The following is a 15,940-nucleotide window of genomic DNA, read 5'->3' on the forward strand; positions in this document are numbered from 1 at the left end:
GTCCTGATGAGCATGTCCGAGAAAATTCAACTTCGCGAAGAGGTGCCGTCCGAACTGGGTGGCCAACGCCTCGATCAAGTCGCCGCACAATTATTCGCTGAGCACTCGCGCTCGCGCCTTTCCGCCTGGATCAAAGACGGCCGCCTTACTGTGGACGGAGCCGTCATACGCCCCCGTGACATTGTTCACGGCGGTTGCATCCTGGAGCTGACTGCAGAGCAGGAAGCACAGGGTGAGTGGATCGCTGAAGACATCCCCCTGGATATCGTCTACGAAGACGATGACATCCTGGTCATCAACAAGCCTGCGGGCCTGGTGGTGCACCCGGCTGCAGGGCATGCCAGTGGTACTTTGCTCAATGCCTTGCTGCATCACGTACCGGACATTATCAATGTGCCGCGTGCGGGGATCGTGCATCGCCTGGACAAGGACACCACGGGTCTGATGGTGGTCGCCAAGACCATTCAGGCGCAGACGCAGCTGGTTACTCAGTTGCAGAGCCGCAGTGTCAGCCGGATCTATGAGTGCATTGTTATTGGTGTCGTTACTGCCGGGGGCAAGATCGATGCGCCCATCGGCCGTCACGGCCAGCAGCGCCAGCGCATGGCGGTAATGGAAGGTGGCAAGCAGGCGGTCAGTCATTACCGTGTGCTTGAGCGTTTCCGTTCCCACACCCATGTACGGGTCAAGCTGGAAACCGGGCGTACGCACCAGATTCGGGTGCATATGTCCCACATCAACTTCCCGTTGGTCGGAGATCCTGCCTACGGCGGTCGTTTCCGCATTCCGCCGTCGGCCAGTGTGACGATGGTTGAATCGCTCAAAACCTTCCCGCGTCAGGCGCTCCATGCCCGTTTCCTGGAGCTGGATCATCCGACGACCGGTAAGCGCATGAGTTGGGAATCGCCACTGCCGGACGACTTTGTCTGGTTGTTGACGTTGCTCAAGCAAGACCGTGAGGCATTCGTCGGGTGAACACCTTCCTGATTCCTGACTGGCCAGCGCCGGCGGGCATCAGGGCCTGTGTGACTACCCGCGCGGGCGGCGCCAGTCTGGCGCCGTTCGACAGCTTCAACCTGGGCGATCATGTGGGCGACGACCCTGTCGCCGTTGCGCATAACCGCCAGCGCCTTACCCATATTTTTGACGTACAGCCCGCTTGGCTTAGCCAGGTTCACGGGGTTGTGGTCGCACCTGCAAACCCCGATCTGATTGTCGAGGCCGACGCGAGCTGGACGGCAACGCCCGGTATTGCCTGTACGGCGATGACGGCGGACTGCCTGCCTGCGCTGTTTTGCGATCGTGCCGGTACTCGCGTTGCGGCCGCCCATGCCGGTTGGCGCGGATTGGCGGCAGGCGTGCTTGAAGCAGCGGCACAAAGCCTCAATGTTGAGCCGCAGGAGATTCTTGTGTGGCTCGGGCCGGCCATTGGCCCCAAGGCATTTGAGGTGGGGGCAGAGGTGCGGGAAGTCTTTGTGAAAGACATGCTCCATGCCGATGCCGCCTTTGTGCCCAGCGTCAATGACGGTCGCTACATGGCCGACATCTACGAGCTGGCCCGTTTGCGTTTGGCCCGCTTCGGCATCTCTGCTGTATACGGTGGCGGTTTTTGTACCGTGACCGATCCGCGTTTTTTCTCCTATCGGCGCAGTCCCAAAACTGGCCGCTTCGCCTCACTGGTCTGGATCGAAAAGACCGTCTAGCTGACTTGCGTCATTTCTCTACGGCTTGAAACTTCCGTAATCGCCCGCATCTACTATGGTATCTGGCAGGTTTCTTCATTCAGGAGTTTCCATCCCTCCGGCCTGCTCATAAGGAAGGTGACGAATGCGTATAGATAGATTAACTAGCAAGTTGCAGTTGGCCTTGTCCGATGCTCAATCCTTGGCCGTTGGCCTTGATCATCCGGCCATAGAGCCTGCGCACTTGATGCAGGCATTGCTGGAACAGCAGGGCGGCTCGATCAAGCCATTGCTGATGCAAGTCGGTTTTGATGTAAACAGCCTGCGCAAAGAGCTGACTAAAGAGCTCGATCAGCTGCCAAAAATCCAGAACCCTACTGGCGACGTGAATATGTCGCAGGATCTGGCGCGTCTGTTGAATCAGGCTGACCGTCTGGCGCAACAAAAAGGCGATCAGTACATCACCAGTGAAATGGTGTTGCTGGCTGCGATGGACGACAACAGCAAGCTGGGCAAATTGTTGCTGGGGCAGGGCGTGACCAAAAAGGCCCTGGAAAACGCCATCAACAACCTGCGTGGCGGCGAAGCGGTCAATGACCCGAACGTTGAAGAGTCGCGTCAGGCACTGGACAAGTACACCGTCGACCTGACCAAGCGTGCCGAAGACGGCAAGCTCGACCCGGTCATCGGTCGTGACGATGAAATTCGTCGCACCATTCAGGTCCTGCAGCGCCGTACCAAAAATAACCCGGTACTGATCGGTGAGCCTGGTGTAGGTAAAACCGCGATTGCCGAGGGGCTGGCACAACGCATCATTAACGGCGAAGTGCCTGATGGCCTCAAAGGCAAACGCCTGCTGTCCCTGGATATCGGTGCGCTGATTGCCGGTGCCAAGTTCCGCGGTGAGTTCGAAGAGCGCCTCAAAGCGGTGCTGAACGAGCTGTCCAAACAGGAAGGCCAGGTCATTCTGTTTATTGACGAGCTGCACGTGATGGTCGGTGCCGGCAAGGGCGAGGGTGCAATGGACGCGGGCAACATGCTCAAGCCTGCGTTGGCCCGTGGTGAGTTGCACTGTGTAGGTGCCACCACGCTCAACGAGTACCGTCAATACATCGAGAAGGACGCAGCGCTTGAGCGTCGCTTCCAGAAAGTACTGGTGGACGAACCGAGCGAAGAAGACACCATTGCGATCCTGCGTGGCCTGAAAGAGCGTTATGAGGTTCACCACAAAGTGGCGATTACCGACGGCGCAATCATTGCCGCGGTCAAGCTCAGCCATCGCTACATCACGGATCGTCAGTTGCCTGACAAGGCCATTGACCTGATGGATGAGGCGGCCAGCCGTATCCGCATGGAGATCGACTCCAAGCCTGAGGTACTGGACCGTCTGGAGCGTCGCTTGATTCAGCTCAAGGTTGAAGCTCAGGCGCTGAAGAAAGAAGAAGACGAGGCGGCCAAAAAACGCCTCGAGAAATTGCAGGAAGAAATCGAGCGTCACGAGCGCGAGTATTCGGACCTGGAAGAAATCTGGACCTCGGAAAAAGCCGAAGTGCAGGGCTCTGCCCAGATCCAGCAGAAGATCGAGCAAGCGCGCCAGGAGCTTGAAGTGGCACGGCGCAGCGGCAACCTCAACCGCATGGCTGAGTTGCAGTACGGGATCATTCCCGATCTGGAGCGCAGTCTGCAGATGGTCGACGAGCACAGCAGCAAAACTGAAAACCAGTTGCTGCGCAGCAAAGTGACCGAAGAGGAAATCGCTGAAGTGGTCTCGAAGTGGACGGGTATCCCTGTCTCCAAGATGCTCGAAGGCGAACGCGACAAGCTGATGAAGATGGAAAGCTTGCTGCATGAACGTGTGATTGGTCAGGACGAAGCCGTTGTGGCGGTGTCCAACGCGGTACGCCGTTCCCGTGCAGGCTTGAGTGACCCGAACCGCCCAAGCGGCTCGTTCATGTTCCTTGGCCCGACCGGTGTGGGTAAAACCGAGTTGTGCAAGGCGCTGGCCGAGTTCCTCTTTGATACAGAAGAGGCAATGGTGCGGATCGACATGTCGGAGTTCATGGAGAAACATTCCGTGGCTCGACTGATTGGTGCACCACCAGGCTATGTGGGTTACGAAGAAGGCGGTTACTTGACCGAAGCCGTACGGCGCAAGCCTTACTCGGTGATCCTGCTGGACGAAGTCGAGAAGGCTCATCCGGACGTGTTCAACGTGTTGCTGCAAGTGCTTGAAGACGGTCGTCTGACTGACAGTCATGGTCGCACCGTAGACTTCCGCAATACGGTGATCGTGATGACTTCCAACCTGGGCTCTGCACAGATCCAGGAACTGGTAGGCGATCGCGAAGCACAACGTGCTGCGGTGATGGATGCGGTAAGTACCCACTTCCGTCCTGAGTTTGTAAACCGGATCGACGAAGTGGTGATCTTCGAGCCTCTGGCTCGTGATCAGATTGCCGGCATCGCTGATATCCAGTTGGGTCGTCTGCGTGGTCGTCTGGCCGAGCGCGACCTGAGCCTTGAGTTGAATCAGGAGGCTCTGGATAAACTGATTGCGGTAGGTTACGACCCTGTGTATGGCGCACGCCCTCTGAAACGTGCAATCCAGCGCTGGATCGAGAACCCTCTGGCACAGCTGATTCTTTCGGGTCAGTTCTTGCCGGGCACTACTGTGACAGCCAGCGTGAAGGACGACGAAATCGTCTTTGTATAAGGCTTGAAAGCAGTACTTTAAGGGAGGCCTCGCATTGCGAGGCCTTTTTTTACTTAGGGTGTTGATCTGTAAGGAAAACGCTTGTAAGATGCGCCCCGCAGTAAGTCACCCGCAACGGCAACTTGGCCCAAACCAGGAAGCCCGCTAGAAGAGCTAAGTAATTGTCTTCTAACGAAAAATAAGGGTTGACAAGGGTTTTAAAGCTTGTAGAATAGCCGACCTCAGAGACGCCAACGCAGAGATGCGAAGAGCTCGAAGAGTGTTGTAAAGCAGTAAGGCAACAACGTTGTAGATTGAAATATGTAGTTCCGCGATAGCTCAGTTGGTAGAGCAAATGACTGTTAATCATTGGGTCCCTGGTTCGAGTCCAGGTCGTGGAGCCATTTTCAAGCCGGGGTATAGCGCAGTCCGGTAGCGCGCCTGCTTTGGGAGCAGGATGTCAGGAGTTCGAATCCCCTTACCCCGACCATTTTTGGGTCGTTAGCTCAGTTGGTAGAGCAGTTGGCTTTTAACCAATTGGTCGTAGGTTCGAATCCCACACGACCCACCATTTTTGGCTCCAGTTCACTGGGGCTAGATCTTAAGATCAGAGGCCAAAAGCACTGATCGCAGAAGGCGCCTCTAGAAGGTGCCTTTTTTTTACCGGGGTATAGCGCAGTCCGGTAGCGCGCCTGCTTTGGGAGCAGGATGTCAGGAGTTCGAATCCCCTTACCCCGACCATTTTCTGCCCAGCAGTAATGGGTGTAGAAAATAAGGTACTGATGCCAATCGCATCAGCGACCATAAAAAAAGCGTCCTTCGGGACGCTTTTTTTATGCCTGTAGAAAACCTTCCTCAGGTTGCAGGTGCTGCGGATGCAGGAGGCGTGCTTGCACTTGCGCTTGCGGTAGCAGCCTTGTTGTCCGCGTCCTGAAGATCCTGCAAGGCTGCAGAATATTGATCAGATTCGGCCTTGGGCACCATCTGCCATGACGGTTTGCGCAACGCATAGAAGATAAACGGCGGCACCCCGGCCACGACCAGTCCGAGCAACAGAATCCCCGCATACTCGAAAAACGGCATGCTGCTGAAATTATTGGGCGGAATAAAGCCGAAAATCAGCGCCACGCAGGTCGAGAACAGCCCCAGGAAACACCAGCCATGCAGCCCCTTGAGCACATAGCCACGTTTTACGTTGGGCTGTGTCTTGCGCAGTTTCATGGCCGCCATAAACATAAATACGTAAATGATCAGGTACATCAGCGCGGCCATCGCACTGATCATCCAGAACGCATCCGATACGTTGTCGAGAAAGATATAGATAGTCGAGAGCAGCGTGACGATAACGGCCTGCAGGTACAGGATGTTTTTCTGCACGCCCTTGCTGTTCACTTTCTGCATCACGGGTGGAAGCATCCCGGCCTTGCCCACGAACAGCAGGCCGGTGGACGGTCCGGCAGTCCAGGCCAGGACCCCGCCCAGTGCTCCGATAATCAGCAAGATAGCCATGATCGGTGTTGCCCACGGCATGTTGAAGCCCGCAAAGAAGGCGGCATAAGCCTGGATAACACCTGCCGTGAGGCTGGTCGAGTCAGCAGGAACCACCAGTGAAATTGCCACGGTCGGTGGGATAAACACCAGCAAGATCATAAAGAAGGCCAAAAGAATCGCCCGAGGCATTTCTTTTTGCGGGTTACGCAACTCGCGGGCGTGAATGGCGTTCATTTCGATACCCGCAAACGCCAGGAAGTTACTCACAATCAGAACCAGGCCAGTGATGGCGCCGGTAAATTCTCGCCATAAATCCGGGTGCAGATTGTGTGAGCCGGTTCTGACCGTGGAATGTGTATCGAAAATGGCCGGAATCAACGCATCCCAGGTGAGCGGCGTTGCGGATTTATGCCCCAGTACCAGCCAGGCTACGCCGAGCAGAACCAGCAATGCGGCAGGCAATGCGGTGCCCAGCAGCATGAACCATGACGTCAGTTTCGACAGTGTCGTCAGGCCATTGAGGGCGACAAATGTCGATAACCAATACAGGACAATAATGACGGAGGCCGTGAATACCCCGCTTTTGGCCAGTTCCGGGTTGATCAGATACGCCATGGTACTGGCGCCAAATCCGAGCACAATCGGGTACCAGACAACCACTTGGACCCACATGAACCACATGATGAAAAAGCCTGGCCGATCGCCGTAGGCTTGTCTGACCCAGCCATAAATCCCGCCGTTCCAGCCGGTTCCCAGTTCAGAAGCAACCAGCGATACGGGGATGAAAAACAGCAGTGCCGGAATGATGTAGAGAAAAACCGAGCCCAGGCCATACACGGCCATGCTGGGCAGTGAACGAATACTGGCAACCGCGGCAACCATCATGAAGCAGATGGTGAGCCATGACATGTAAGTTTTGGTTTTGCTGGCGGTAGTCATGAACGCCTTCCTCATTTTGCGTGATTAGTGCAGCAAGCTCAGGTTGAGCGTGCGGCTGAGGTATTCGGCGGCCAGCTGGCCGCGAACGCTATTGCCTGCCACATCCAGTGGCGGAGCAAAGGCTGCGATGGCGCATACGCCAGGAACCACCGCGAGAATCCCGCCACCGACCCCGCTTTTACCCGGTAGACCGACCTTGTAATACCAGTCGCCAGTGGTGTCATACAGACCATTCAAGGTCATCTCGGAGAGGATGGGTGCCACGTGTTTGGCTGCCACTACCTGTTTGCCAGTTATCGGGTTGACGCCGCCGTTGGCCAGGCTCGCGCCCATGGTCACCAGGTCATGACAGGTAATCGCTACCGAGCATTGGCGGGTGTATACGTCGCACACTTGCATGGGGTCGGCGTACATATACCCGTAACTTTGCAGCAGCCAGGCAATGCCGCGATTGTGCTGGTTGCTGCTGGCTTCGGATTGGTAAACCTCGTCGTTTACCGTCAGTTCGCGTCCGGCAAAAGCGTTGTAGGTCGCCTGTATCTGAGCCCAGCGAGTTTGCGCAGAATCGGCCTCAATCAGGCTGACTGTGGCCATCGCGCCTGCGTTCACAAAGGGGTTGAGCGGTCGGCCCTTGTGCAGTTCCAGGGCAACCACCGAGTTGAATGGCTCGCCGGTCGGGTCGCAGCCGATCTTGCTGCGCAAGGCCTGAGGCCCGACCTGATCGAGCACATGGGCGAGGGTAAATACTTTGGAAATCGACTCGATGGCGAAGGCGTAATCCGTGTCGCCTACCTCGGCATGGGTGCCATCACAGAACATGATGCTGATGCCGAACAGGTGGGAGGGCACTGAGGCCAAGTAAGGAATGTAGCTGGCATTCTTGCCGTGCTGATTACCTGAGTACCGTTGCAATGCCTGCTCCAGCGCCTGTTTTACCGTGCTGTCTGCGGTCGTGGGTCTTTGCTTCATCGTGCTCGCTCCGTGAGAACTTTCAAGAAACGAAACTATAGATCGGAAAATTCACGGTGGTCGGAAATCGGACAGCAGACTCAAAATGCTTGTCTATGCTGCCTTGGCGAAGGCTGAGTCAGAGTGAATATGACTGGCCCGGTTAACGTTCATTACTCAAGGAGAGTTCTCATGGCGCTGCACCGCATCAAGCACAACTCGGGCACCGATCCCGTTTTTGGTTCTTCAGAACTGGCTCACGCCGCTGCGACCAAGGGCTTCCCGGAGGCGGAGCAGTCGCCACGAGAGGTTTATCAGTTAGTCCACGATGAGCTGTACCTGGATGGCAACGCCCGCCAGAACCTCGCCACCTTCTGCCAGACATGGGAAGAGGATGAAGTCCACAAGCTGATGGATCTGTCGATCGACAAGAACATGATCGACAAGGACGAGTACCCGCAATCGGCGGAGCTGGAAAATCGTTGCATCCATATGCTGGCGGACCTATGGCATTCCCCAGCGGCGGCCACCACCCTCGGTACTTCCACCGTGGGTTCCAGTGAGGCCTGCATGCTCAGTGGCCTGGCTGCGTTGTGGCGCTGGCGTGCGGTGCGCAAAGCGGCTGGCAAGCCTGCGTCCACTCCGAATATGGTGTGCGGTCCGGTGCAAGTCTGTTGGCACAAATTTGCCCGTTACTGGGACATAGAAATTCGTGAAGTGCCGATGTCGGAAGGGCATTGGTTCATGACGCCAGAGGACATGCTGGAGCGGGTCGATGAAAACACCATCGTGGTGGTGCCGACCTTCGGGCAGACATTTACCGGTCTGTATGAAACCGTAAAACCGCTGTCCGATGCCCTGGACGATCTGGAAAAAAGCACCGGCCTGAGTGTCGATCTTCACGTCGATGGTGCAAGTGGCGCCATGCTGGCGCCGTTCTGCGCGCCGGATATTCTGTGGGACTTCCGTGTGCCCCGGGTCAAATCCATCAGCACCTCCGGCCACAAGTTCGGCCTGGCACCGATAGGCGCGGGCTGGGTGGTTTGGCGCGATGCCAAGGAGTTGCCTGAAGGCTTGATCTTCCACGTGAACTACCTGGGCGGCGACATGCCGACTTTCGCCCTGAACTTTTCGCGTCCAGCCGGGCAGATCATTGCCCAGTACTACAACTTCTTGCGCCTGGGGCGTGAGGGGTATGAGCGTATTCATTCGGCGTGCTACGAAACGGCGCAGTTTCTGGCGCGAGAGCTGGTCAAGATCGGGCCGTTCGAGATGCTTTTCAACGGTGATCCGCAACTGGGGATTCCGGCGCTGACCTGGCGTTTAAAGCCGGGGGCGAAAACCACCTACTCCCTGTATGACCTGGCGGATCGCCTGCGCATACGTGGCTGGCTGGTGCCCGCGTACAGCTTGCCTGCCAATGTAGAAAACGTGGTTGTGCAGCGGATTCTGGTGAAGCAGGGGATGTCGATCGACATGGCCAAGCTGTTGCTGGCCGACTTTGTACGGGATATTAAATTCTTCGAAGAGCATCAGCCCCACGGCTTTAAAGGCCGTGAAGCCGAGGCAGGAAACCACGCAGGGCGCTGATTACGCGGCTCTGTAGTCGTACTTAGTGCAGTTTCAGGCGCGGCTCGGTGCCGCGTCCGATCCTGCTGCCCAGCATCAGCATCAAGGTCCGGAAGGTGCCGTAAAGCGCCATTTGGTGCATGCGATACAGCGAGATATAAAACATCCGCGCCAACCAGCCTTCCAGCATGACAGTACCCATCAGGCTGCCCATCAAGTTACCCACAGCCGAAAAACTCGACAGTGAAATCAACGAGCCATAATCGCGGTACTTGTAGTCCGGCAGTTGCGAGGTGCCTTCAATCCGCAGTTTCAGCGACTTGGCCAGCAGCGAGGCTTGCTGGTGGGCCGCCTGGGCGCGAGGCGGAACCATTTTGTCGGTGCCCGGCTGCGGGCAGGCCGCGCAATCACCAAAGGCAAAAATATTGTCATCGCGGGTGGTTTGCAGGGTAGGGCGCACCACCAATTGATTGATGCGGTTGGTTTCCAGGCCTGCGATTTCCTGCAAAAAGCCCGGTGCACGAATCCCGGCAGCCCATACCTTGAGGCTTGCAGGAATCACCTGGCCGTCCTTGGTAATCAGGCTTTCGGCGGTGACTTCGCTCACCGCAGAGTTGGTCAGGACGGTCACGCCGAGTTTTTCCAGGGTTTTATGCACAGGCCCGCCAATACGATCCGGCAGTGCGGGCAATACCCGTGGGCCGGCTTCGATCAGGGTGATATGCATGTTTTCAGGCTTGATGCGATCCAGGCCATAAGCCGCCAGTTCGTGTGCAGCGTTGTGCAATTCGGCAGCCAGTTCAACCCCGGTTGCGCCCGCCCCGACAATGGCGACGCTGATCTGCTCGAGTACATCACCTTGCCCGGCGTGAGCGCGCAGGTAGTGATTGAGCAATTGCTGATGAAAGCGCTCGGCCTGCTTGCGGGTGTCCAGGAACAGGCAATGTTCGGCTGCGCCCTTGGTGCCGAAATCATTGGTAGTGCTGCCAACGGCAATCACCAGCGTGTCGTAACTCAGGTCGCGAGCAGGCACCAGCTCCTGACCGTTTTCGTCGAGGGTTGCCGACAATGAGATCTTTTTCAGCTCACGATCCAGCCCGCTCATACGGCCCAGCTGAAATTGGAAGTGATTCCATTTGGCTTGAGCGACGTAGTTGAGTTCGTCTTCAGATGAGTTCAGTGAACCGGCAGCGACTTCATGCAACAGCGGTTTCCAGATGTGGGTCAGGTTGGCATCGACCAGCGTGACGCTGGCCTTGCCGCGCTTGCCCAGAGTCTTGCCCAGGCGGGTCGCCAACTCCAGGCCGCCGGCGCCGCCGCCGACGATAACAATACGATGGGTCATGGGTATCACTCACAAGGCTTGAAAAGAATTCTGTGCCTGAACCGACCCGGGCGAGCGCAACGCAACTCATAGCGCCAGGTAACTCAGGAGGCGGCTCAAAAGGCCCATGCCGATCACCACCATCACCACGATTGCAAGGAGCAGCCAGGGCCTGAAAGGCCGGCGCTCAACCTGGTGTTGTGGCAGTTGCAGGTACTCTTCGACATGCTTCAGATCATCTGGGTTCAGGCGGCTGGGCATTTTTTTGGCCTCGTCAAATAGACGTTGCAGGAAGTGTAAAAGCTACAGCATTGATCAACCGGGATGAAAAGAAGCATAGCCGTCAGGTCCCAATGGCTCGACCCGCAGTTCGTCCTCAAGACGAATGATCCCGCTTTCGATCACCCGGGCCGTGATTCCTCCGTGGCCACGTACTGCCTGGAAGGTGCCCCGACCCAGGCGTTGCTCCAGTCGCGCACACGGCTGGCACCAGCCAGTGGTTTCAAAAATGGCCTGACCAATCTTGAAACGTCGGCCTTTGAGGCTGAACAGGTTGATCCCGCTGATCACCAGATTGCGTCGTAAATCCTGCGCCAGGACCAGATGCTCCCCGGATCGCCCCAGCAGGGAGTTGATGACGGCGATGTGCTCCCACTGAATCAGCGTCACTTGTCGGGCATTACGGGCGCCGGGCCGGGCATGATCGCCAGTCAGTCCGGCTTCGCGCCGGGCTTCTACGGCGTCCAGCTCAAGCATGTCGGCGCGTGACTCGGGGCGCACCCCGATCCAGCGCACTCGACCGGTTTGCGGGACGTCAGCAATCAGCTCCTGCAGGGGACTCACAAGCTGATACCGACATCGAAAATAATGCTGCGCCCCAGGTTGTTGCGTAGAAAGTCCGGCGCATCCGGTTGTGCAAACAGTACGCGGGCAAAGGTTGGCCCTACCAGTGACAGCGACCGCCAGCCCTGGCGCAAATATTCAGTCGGAGGCGGGAAGTGGCTGTTGAGGTCCAGGACTTCGCGCTTGAGGCTGGAAAACGCAATGATGTCCAGCTGTCCCAGGTCGATATCGCGCTCTTGGTAGTTGTTGGCTTTTTTGTGCAGGGTAGGGCCCAGGCGCTGCAACAGTTTGCTCGCCGGAATCCGCTTGGGTCGCGCTTCGCGACGTACCAGCTGGCTCAGGGAGTAGGCGCTGCGGCGACGCTGGAGCTCTTCGCGCCATTCATCGTTCAGGCGCCGGCCTTCATCGAGTACAAAAAACACTTCAAAGCGCGCATCACCAAACAGCACGTCCGGGGGCTCCTGGCTCGCCTGGATGAAGTCTTCGTTGTGATAGGGAATGTTCAACCCTTGCAGCAGGCGCTGGCAGACCCAACGCTCACGCTCCCATTTGCGGGCATTGGATAAAAAGGCATTGGCTTGCTCGGCCTGGATGGTGAGCAAGCGGAGATAGTCTGAGTCGTCCATGAACGCAGCTTAGCCTTGAAACAGGTGTTACTGAAAGTCCGGGTGTAGACTCAGGCGCATTCAACAGGGAGGGTTGAGCGGTGTGTTTTGAACAGGCAGGGCAAGGCAGATGATAAGTACCCAGGTGTTATCCACGCAAACGCTGGTGATCGGCTGGCTGATCTATGTTCCCGTTGTACTGTGGGCCATCTGGCGCGCGCCCTGGGTTGAGCTGTTTAGCGACACGCGTCGCCAGCACCTGTTGTTTGGCACGGTATTCGGGCTGTTTTTACTGTGGCTGGTACGGCGCGACTTCGAAGTCGGGGTGTCGTATCACTTTATTGGCTTGACGGTGGTCACATTGCTGCTCGACTGGCCGCTGGCGGTGGTCGGTGCGCTTCTGGCGCAAGCCGGGCTGGTGTTGTTGGGTCGTCAGGATCTGGCCGCCATGGGCGTCAATGGCGTGTTGCTGATTCTGTTGCCAATCGCCGTGACCGAAGGTTGTGCTCGCATTGTCGAGCGGGCGCAGCCGCGTAATCCCTTTGTCTATATCTTCTGCTCGGGTTTTTTTGCCGCAGCATTGGCGGCGTTGCTGTGCGTAGGGGCGGTACTGGGGGTGTTGTGGCTGGACGGGTTGTTCGTCATGCCGTTCTGGCTGGAGGACTTTGTCGGCTATCTGTGGCTGATCATCTTTCCCGAGGCGTTTATCAACGGGATGCTGGTCACGGCGCTGGTGGTGTTCTGCCCTGAATGGCTTGAGACCTTCAACCGCACCCGCTACCTGGCGGCGCCGGGCAAGGATGATGGCCCCGAATAAATGGCCTTGCCCTGTGGGAGCCGGTTTTGCCCGCGATGGTATCGCTGAGGTTTACCTGACAGGCCGAGTTGCCTGAATCGCGAGCAAGCCCGCTCCCACGTTTTTAGTGCAGGCGTTCGCTCAGGTCCTCTGAAAACAGATCATCTTCAGCATCCGGGCTCACCGGAATCTTGTGTTCTTCGGATGCCCAGGCACCCAGGTCAATCAGCTTGCAGCGGTCCGAGCAAAAGGGGCGGAAAGCGTTGGTGGTATCCCATTGCACGGCTGTGCCACACGTCGGGCAGTCTATGGTCATAGGTTTGGTCATGGTTGGCCTCCACGCAAAGTTAGATAAAAGTTATGCAGGCGTTCGACCTCAGTCTGCAACGCCTTCAGATCGTTGTCATTGACCAGCACATCGTCAGCGTGGCGAAGGCGATCTTCGCGACTGGCCTGAGCCTTGAGAATGGCCTGCACCTGCTGCTCGGTGGTGTTGTCGCGCAATAATGTGCGTTGTATCTGCACGGCTTGGGGTGCATCGATCACCAGCACGCGCTGGGTTGTCGTGTATTGCCCTGACTCGATGAGCAGCGGCGAGACCAAAATGGCGTAGGGCGATTGTGCCTGCGCCAGGTTGTTCGCGATCTCTTCACGAATCAGCGGATGTAGCAGCGCCTCAAGCCAGCGACGTTGCACAGGGTCGGAAAAGATGAGGTTGCGTAGCGCGCCTCGATTGAGCTGCCCATCGGCTTGCAGCACCTCATCGCCAAAATGCTCTGCGATTGTGGCCAGCGCCGGGCGCCCCGGCTCGACAACCCAGCGTGCAGCATGATCGGCGTCCACCACGTGTACGCCCAGCGCGGCAAAATGTTCGGCGGCGGCACTTTTGCCGCTACCGATACCGCCGGTCAGCCCGAGAATCCAGGGTTTGGAAGGTGGAGTCATCGTGTCAAACCGAAATCTGCCAATAGAAGCCGGTTATTTGACCACCCCAGAGCAATGCAATCCAGCCGGCAATTGCCAGATACGGCGCAAAGGGGATGGGGGTCGAGGTATTGGCCCGGCGCATGGCCAAAAGACTCAACCCCACCAGCGCCCCCAGTAGCGAGGACAACAGGATGGTCAAGGGCAGAACCGTAAACCCGCCCCAGGCGCCAAGCATGGCCAGCAACTTGAAGTCGCCATAGCCCATGCCTTCCTTGCCTGTGATCAGCTTGAATACCCAGAACACCGACCACAGGCTTGCGTAGCCCAATGCCGCGCCCCATACGGCCTGCTCCAGAGTCGTGAACGTGGAAAAACTGTTCAGCAACAACCCCAGCCACAGCAGGGGAAGCACCAGAGAGTCGGGTACGATCTGATGGTCGAGATCAATCAGGCAAATGGCGAGCAGCCCCCACGTCAACAGGAGCATGCAACCCGCTTGCACGCCAAAACCGTAATGCCAGGCAACAAACGCCGACAGGATCGCGCAACACAGTTCAGTCAATGGATAGCGCAGGCTGATAGCCGTTTTGCAGCTCGAGCACTTACCCCGCAACACCAGGTAGCTCAGCAGCGGAATGTTCTCCCAGGCCCGCAGTGAATGCTGGCATGCAGGGCAATGGGAGCGGGGCTGCATCAAGTTATACACAGGGCCCTCGGCGGGCGCTGGCAGATCCAGCAGTTCGCGGGCCTGGGACTGCCAGTCCTGTGCAAGCATCTTTGGCAAACGCCACACCAGCACATTGATAAAACTGCCCACCAGCAACCCCAGGATCAGGGTGCAGGCGATGAAAGCATCGGGTTCAGTGGTCAAAAAATCCATCATGCTCAGATCACTCGACCCAGGTTGAAAATGGGCAGGTACATGGCGATGACCAGCCCGCCAACCATGACTCCAAGTACCACCATGATTACCGGCTCCATCAACGTTGTCAGGTTATCGACCAGGGTGTCGACCTCGCCTTCATAATAGGCGGCTACGTGGTCAAGCATGTTGTCCAGTGTGCCGGATTCTTCGCCAATGGCGGTCATCTGAACAGCCATGCCCGGAAAGACCCCGGCTGCTCCCATGGCCACATGGATCTGGCTGCCTGTCGCCACCTGTTGCCTGAGGCGCAGTACGGCCTCTTTGTACTGGCTGTTGCCAGTGGCGCTGGCCACCGAATTCAGCGCTTCAAGCAGCGGCACACCGGCAGTCAGGGTGGTCGACAGCGTGCGGGAAAACCGGGCCATTGCCGTCAAGTGCAGCAGGTTGCCCATGACGGGCAGTTTTAACAGCCACCCATCAACGCGCTGGCGCAATGCAATAGAGTTTTTGTAGCGATGCCGCAAGCCCGCAAGGGTAACGCCTAGAATGCCCAGCAACCACAGACCGTAGACTTGTAGCGTTTGCGAGAGGGCGATCACCCACAAGGTGAACGCGGGAAGTTGTGCGTCGAATGAGTGGAACACCCCCTGAAATTGCGGGACCACTTCAATCAACAAAATGCTGCACACCGCCAACGCCACCAGCAGTACGGCGACAGGATAGGTCATGGCTTTCTTGAGTTTCTTTTTCAGCGCTTCTGTTTTTTCCTTGTGGGTGGCGACGCGACGCAGTAGCACGTCGAGGGCCCCGGCTTGCTCGCCTGCTTCAACCAGGCTGCAGAACAGAGGGTCAAAACAGGCCGGCTTTTTGCGCAGCGCAGCCGTCAGGCTGATCCCTGCGCCGATGTCCTGCTTAAGCTCGATGACCTGCTGGTGCATTGCCCGTTGTTCAAGTCCCTTGGCAATGACGTCCAATGCCTGAAGCAGCGGGATGCCAGCACTGATCAGGGTGGCCAGTTGGCGCGTGAACAGAGTGATCTCCAGTGCTGTAATGGATTTTCCTGAAGGGGACTCACTGTTTGCATGGCGCCGGATTTTACTAACGGTAATACCTTGGCGACTGAGACGGGCCCGTATCATGGCGTGGCTGTCGGCCGTGATTTGACCGCTGATCACAGACCCCTTCAGGTCAGAGCCCTCCCATTGGTAGCGCTTGTTCTTTATGGCCTGTGTTGCCATGCATCCATCCCTGGAACGCTG

15 protein-coding genes and 4 tRNA genes are annotated in these 15,940 nt (G+C 57.3%); 9 read left to right on the forward strand and 10 right to left on the reverse strand.

Annotated elements, in window-relative coordinates; translation table 11 throughout:
* Window positions 1-12: 12 nt before the first annotated feature.
* The 7 genes from rluD to VSQ83_RS03160 all read left to right on the forward strand — a co-directional run bounded on the left by rluD (window position 13) and on the right by VSQ83_RS03160 (window position 5,115).
* Window positions 13-975, forward strand: a complete 963-nt coding sequence (rluD, locus tag VSQ83_RS03130; protein ID WP_019823983.1) for a 23S rRNA pseudouridine(1911/1915/1917) synthase RluD — start codon at window positions 13-15, stop codon at window positions 973-975.
* The gene (gene pgeF, locus VSQ83_RS03135) at window positions 972-1,703 is read left to right on the forward strand and encodes a peptidoglycan editing factor PgeF (protein WP_133078581.1); all 732 of its coding nucleotides are present in this window, start codon (window positions 972-974) and stop codon (window positions 1,701-1,703) included. Before rluD ends, pgeF begins: the two co-directional genes overlap by 4 nt.
* Before the next feature lie 124 nt (window positions 1,704-1,827).
* The gene (clpB, locus tag VSQ83_RS03140; RefSeq protein WP_133078580.1) at window positions 1,828-4,395 is read left to right on the forward strand and encodes an ATP-dependent chaperone ClpB; all 2,568 of its coding nucleotides are present in this window, start codon (window positions 1,828-1,830) and stop codon (window positions 4,393-4,395) included.
* A gap of 307 nt (window positions 4,396-4,702) precedes the next feature.
* Window positions 4,703-4,778: transfer RNA gene (locus VSQ83_RS03145), tRNA-Asn, on the forward strand.
* A 9-nt stretch (window positions 4,779-4,787) separates the two neighbouring features.
* Window positions 4,788-4,864, forward strand: a tRNA-Pro gene (locus VSQ83_RS03150).
* A gap of 5 nt (window positions 4,865-4,869) precedes the next feature.
* Window positions 4,870-4,945, forward strand: a tRNA-Lys gene (locus VSQ83_RS03155).
* A gap of 93 nt (window positions 4,946-5,038) precedes the next feature.
* A tRNA-Pro gene (locus tag VSQ83_RS03160) sits at window positions 5,039-5,115 on the forward strand.
* A 114-nt stretch (window positions 5,116-5,229) separates the two neighbouring features.
* On the opposite strand, the gene VSQ83_RS03165 is transcribed toward VSQ83_RS03160, so the two are convergent.
* A complete protein-coding gene (locus VSQ83_RS03165) occupies window positions 5,230-6,804 on the reverse strand; it encodes an amino acid permease (RefSeq protein ID WP_133078579.1) in 1,575 nt (524 codons plus the stop codon).
* A gap of 24 nt (window positions 6,805-6,828) precedes the next feature.
* Window positions 6,829-7,773 carry a glutaminase A gene (gene glsA, locus VSQ83_RS03170; protein WP_133078578.1) on the reverse strand — a complete coding sequence of 315 codons (945 nt, stop codon included), beginning with the start codon at window positions 7,771-7,773 and terminating at the stop codon, window positions 6,829-6,831.
* A gap of 171 nt (window positions 7,774-7,944) precedes the next feature.
* Between glsA and VSQ83_RS03175 the strand changes: the two genes are divergently transcribed.
* Window positions 7,945-9,342: a glutamate decarboxylase gene (locus VSQ83_RS03175; protein WP_133078577.1), complete on the forward strand. Its 1,398-nt coding sequence runs from the start codon at window positions 7,945-7,947 to the stop codon at window positions 9,340-9,342.
* Between the two features lie 22 nt (window positions 9,343-9,364).
* Here VSQ83_RS03175 and VSQ83_RS03180 read toward each other — a convergent pair whose 3' ends face one another.
* The 4 genes from VSQ83_RS03180 to VSQ83_RS03195 all read right to left on the reverse strand — a co-directional run bounded on the left by VSQ83_RS03180 (window position 9,365) and on the right by VSQ83_RS03195 (window position 12,114).
* On the reverse strand, window positions 9,365-10,666 hold the full coding sequence (locus VSQ83_RS03180; RefSeq protein WP_133078576.1) for an NAD(P)/FAD-dependent oxidoreductase: 1,302 nt from the start codon (window positions 10,664-10,666) through the stop codon (window positions 9,365-9,367).
* 66 nt (window positions 10,667-10,732) lie between these two features.
* Window positions 10,733-10,906, reverse strand: a complete 174-nt coding sequence (locus tag VSQ83_RS03185; RefSeq protein ID WP_133078575.1) for a DUF3094 family protein — start codon at window positions 10,904-10,906, stop codon at window positions 10,733-10,735.
* Between the two features lie 54 nt (window positions 10,907-10,960).
* A complete protein-coding gene (locus VSQ83_RS03190; RefSeq protein WP_219260965.1) occupies window positions 10,961-11,488 on the reverse strand; it encodes an MOSC domain-containing protein in 528 nt (175 codons plus the stop codon).
* Window positions 11,485-12,114: a DUF1780 domain-containing protein gene (locus tag VSQ83_RS03195; protein ID WP_133078573.1), complete on the reverse strand. Its 630-nt coding sequence runs from the start codon at window positions 12,112-12,114 to the stop codon at window positions 11,485-11,487. Before VSQ83_RS03195 ends, VSQ83_RS03190 begins: the two co-directional genes overlap by 4 nt.
* 109 nt (window positions 12,115-12,223) lie before the next feature.
* Between VSQ83_RS03195 and VSQ83_RS03200 the strand changes: the two genes are divergently transcribed.
* Window positions 12,224-12,910 (forward strand): energy-coupling factor ABC transporter permease, encoded by a 687-nt coding sequence (locus VSQ83_RS03200; RefSeq protein ID WP_326425259.1) that lies wholly within the window; start codon window positions 12,224-12,226, stop codon window positions 12,908-12,910.
* Between the two features lie 103 nt (window positions 12,911-13,013).
* Here the strand turns inward: VSQ83_RS03200 and yacG are convergent, their stop codons facing one another.
* Genes yacG through VSQ83_RS03220 form a run of 4 tightly spaced genes read right to left on the reverse strand, consistent with a single transcriptional unit; the run spans window position 13,014 to window position 15,919 of the window.
* Window positions 13,014-13,217, reverse strand: a complete 204-nt coding sequence (gene yacG, locus VSQ83_RS03205) for a DNA gyrase inhibitor YacG (protein ID WP_016779444.1) — start codon at window positions 13,215-13,217, stop codon at window positions 13,014-13,016.
* The gene (gene coaE, locus VSQ83_RS03210; protein WP_133078571.1) at window positions 13,214-13,834 is read right to left on the reverse strand and encodes a dephospho-CoA kinase; all 621 of its coding nucleotides are present in this window, start codon (window positions 13,832-13,834) and stop codon (window positions 13,214-13,216) included. Before coaE ends, yacG begins: the two co-directional genes overlap by 4 nt.
* Before the next feature lie 4 nt (window positions 13,835-13,838).
* The gene (locus tag VSQ83_RS03215; RefSeq protein WP_219261009.1) at window positions 13,839-14,705 is read right to left on the reverse strand and encodes a prepilin peptidase; all 867 of its coding nucleotides are present in this window, start codon (window positions 14,703-14,705) and stop codon (window positions 13,839-13,841) included.
* Window positions 14,702-15,919 carry a type II secretion system F family protein gene (locus tag VSQ83_RS03220; protein ID WP_326425261.1) on the reverse strand — a complete coding sequence of 406 codons (1,218 nt, stop codon included), beginning with the start codon at window positions 15,917-15,919 and terminating at the stop codon, window positions 14,702-14,704. The genes VSQ83_RS03215 and VSQ83_RS03220 overlap by 4 nt, the downstream gene beginning before the upstream one ends.
* Window positions 15,920-15,940 lie beyond the last annotated feature (21 nt).

It is taken from the genome of Pseudomonas sp. DSV-1 (genome assembly GCF_035830915.1).
In the GTDB taxonomy this organism is placed as follows: domain Bacteria; phylum Pseudomonadota; class Gammaproteobacteria; order Pseudomonadales; family Pseudomonadaceae; genus Aquipseudomonas.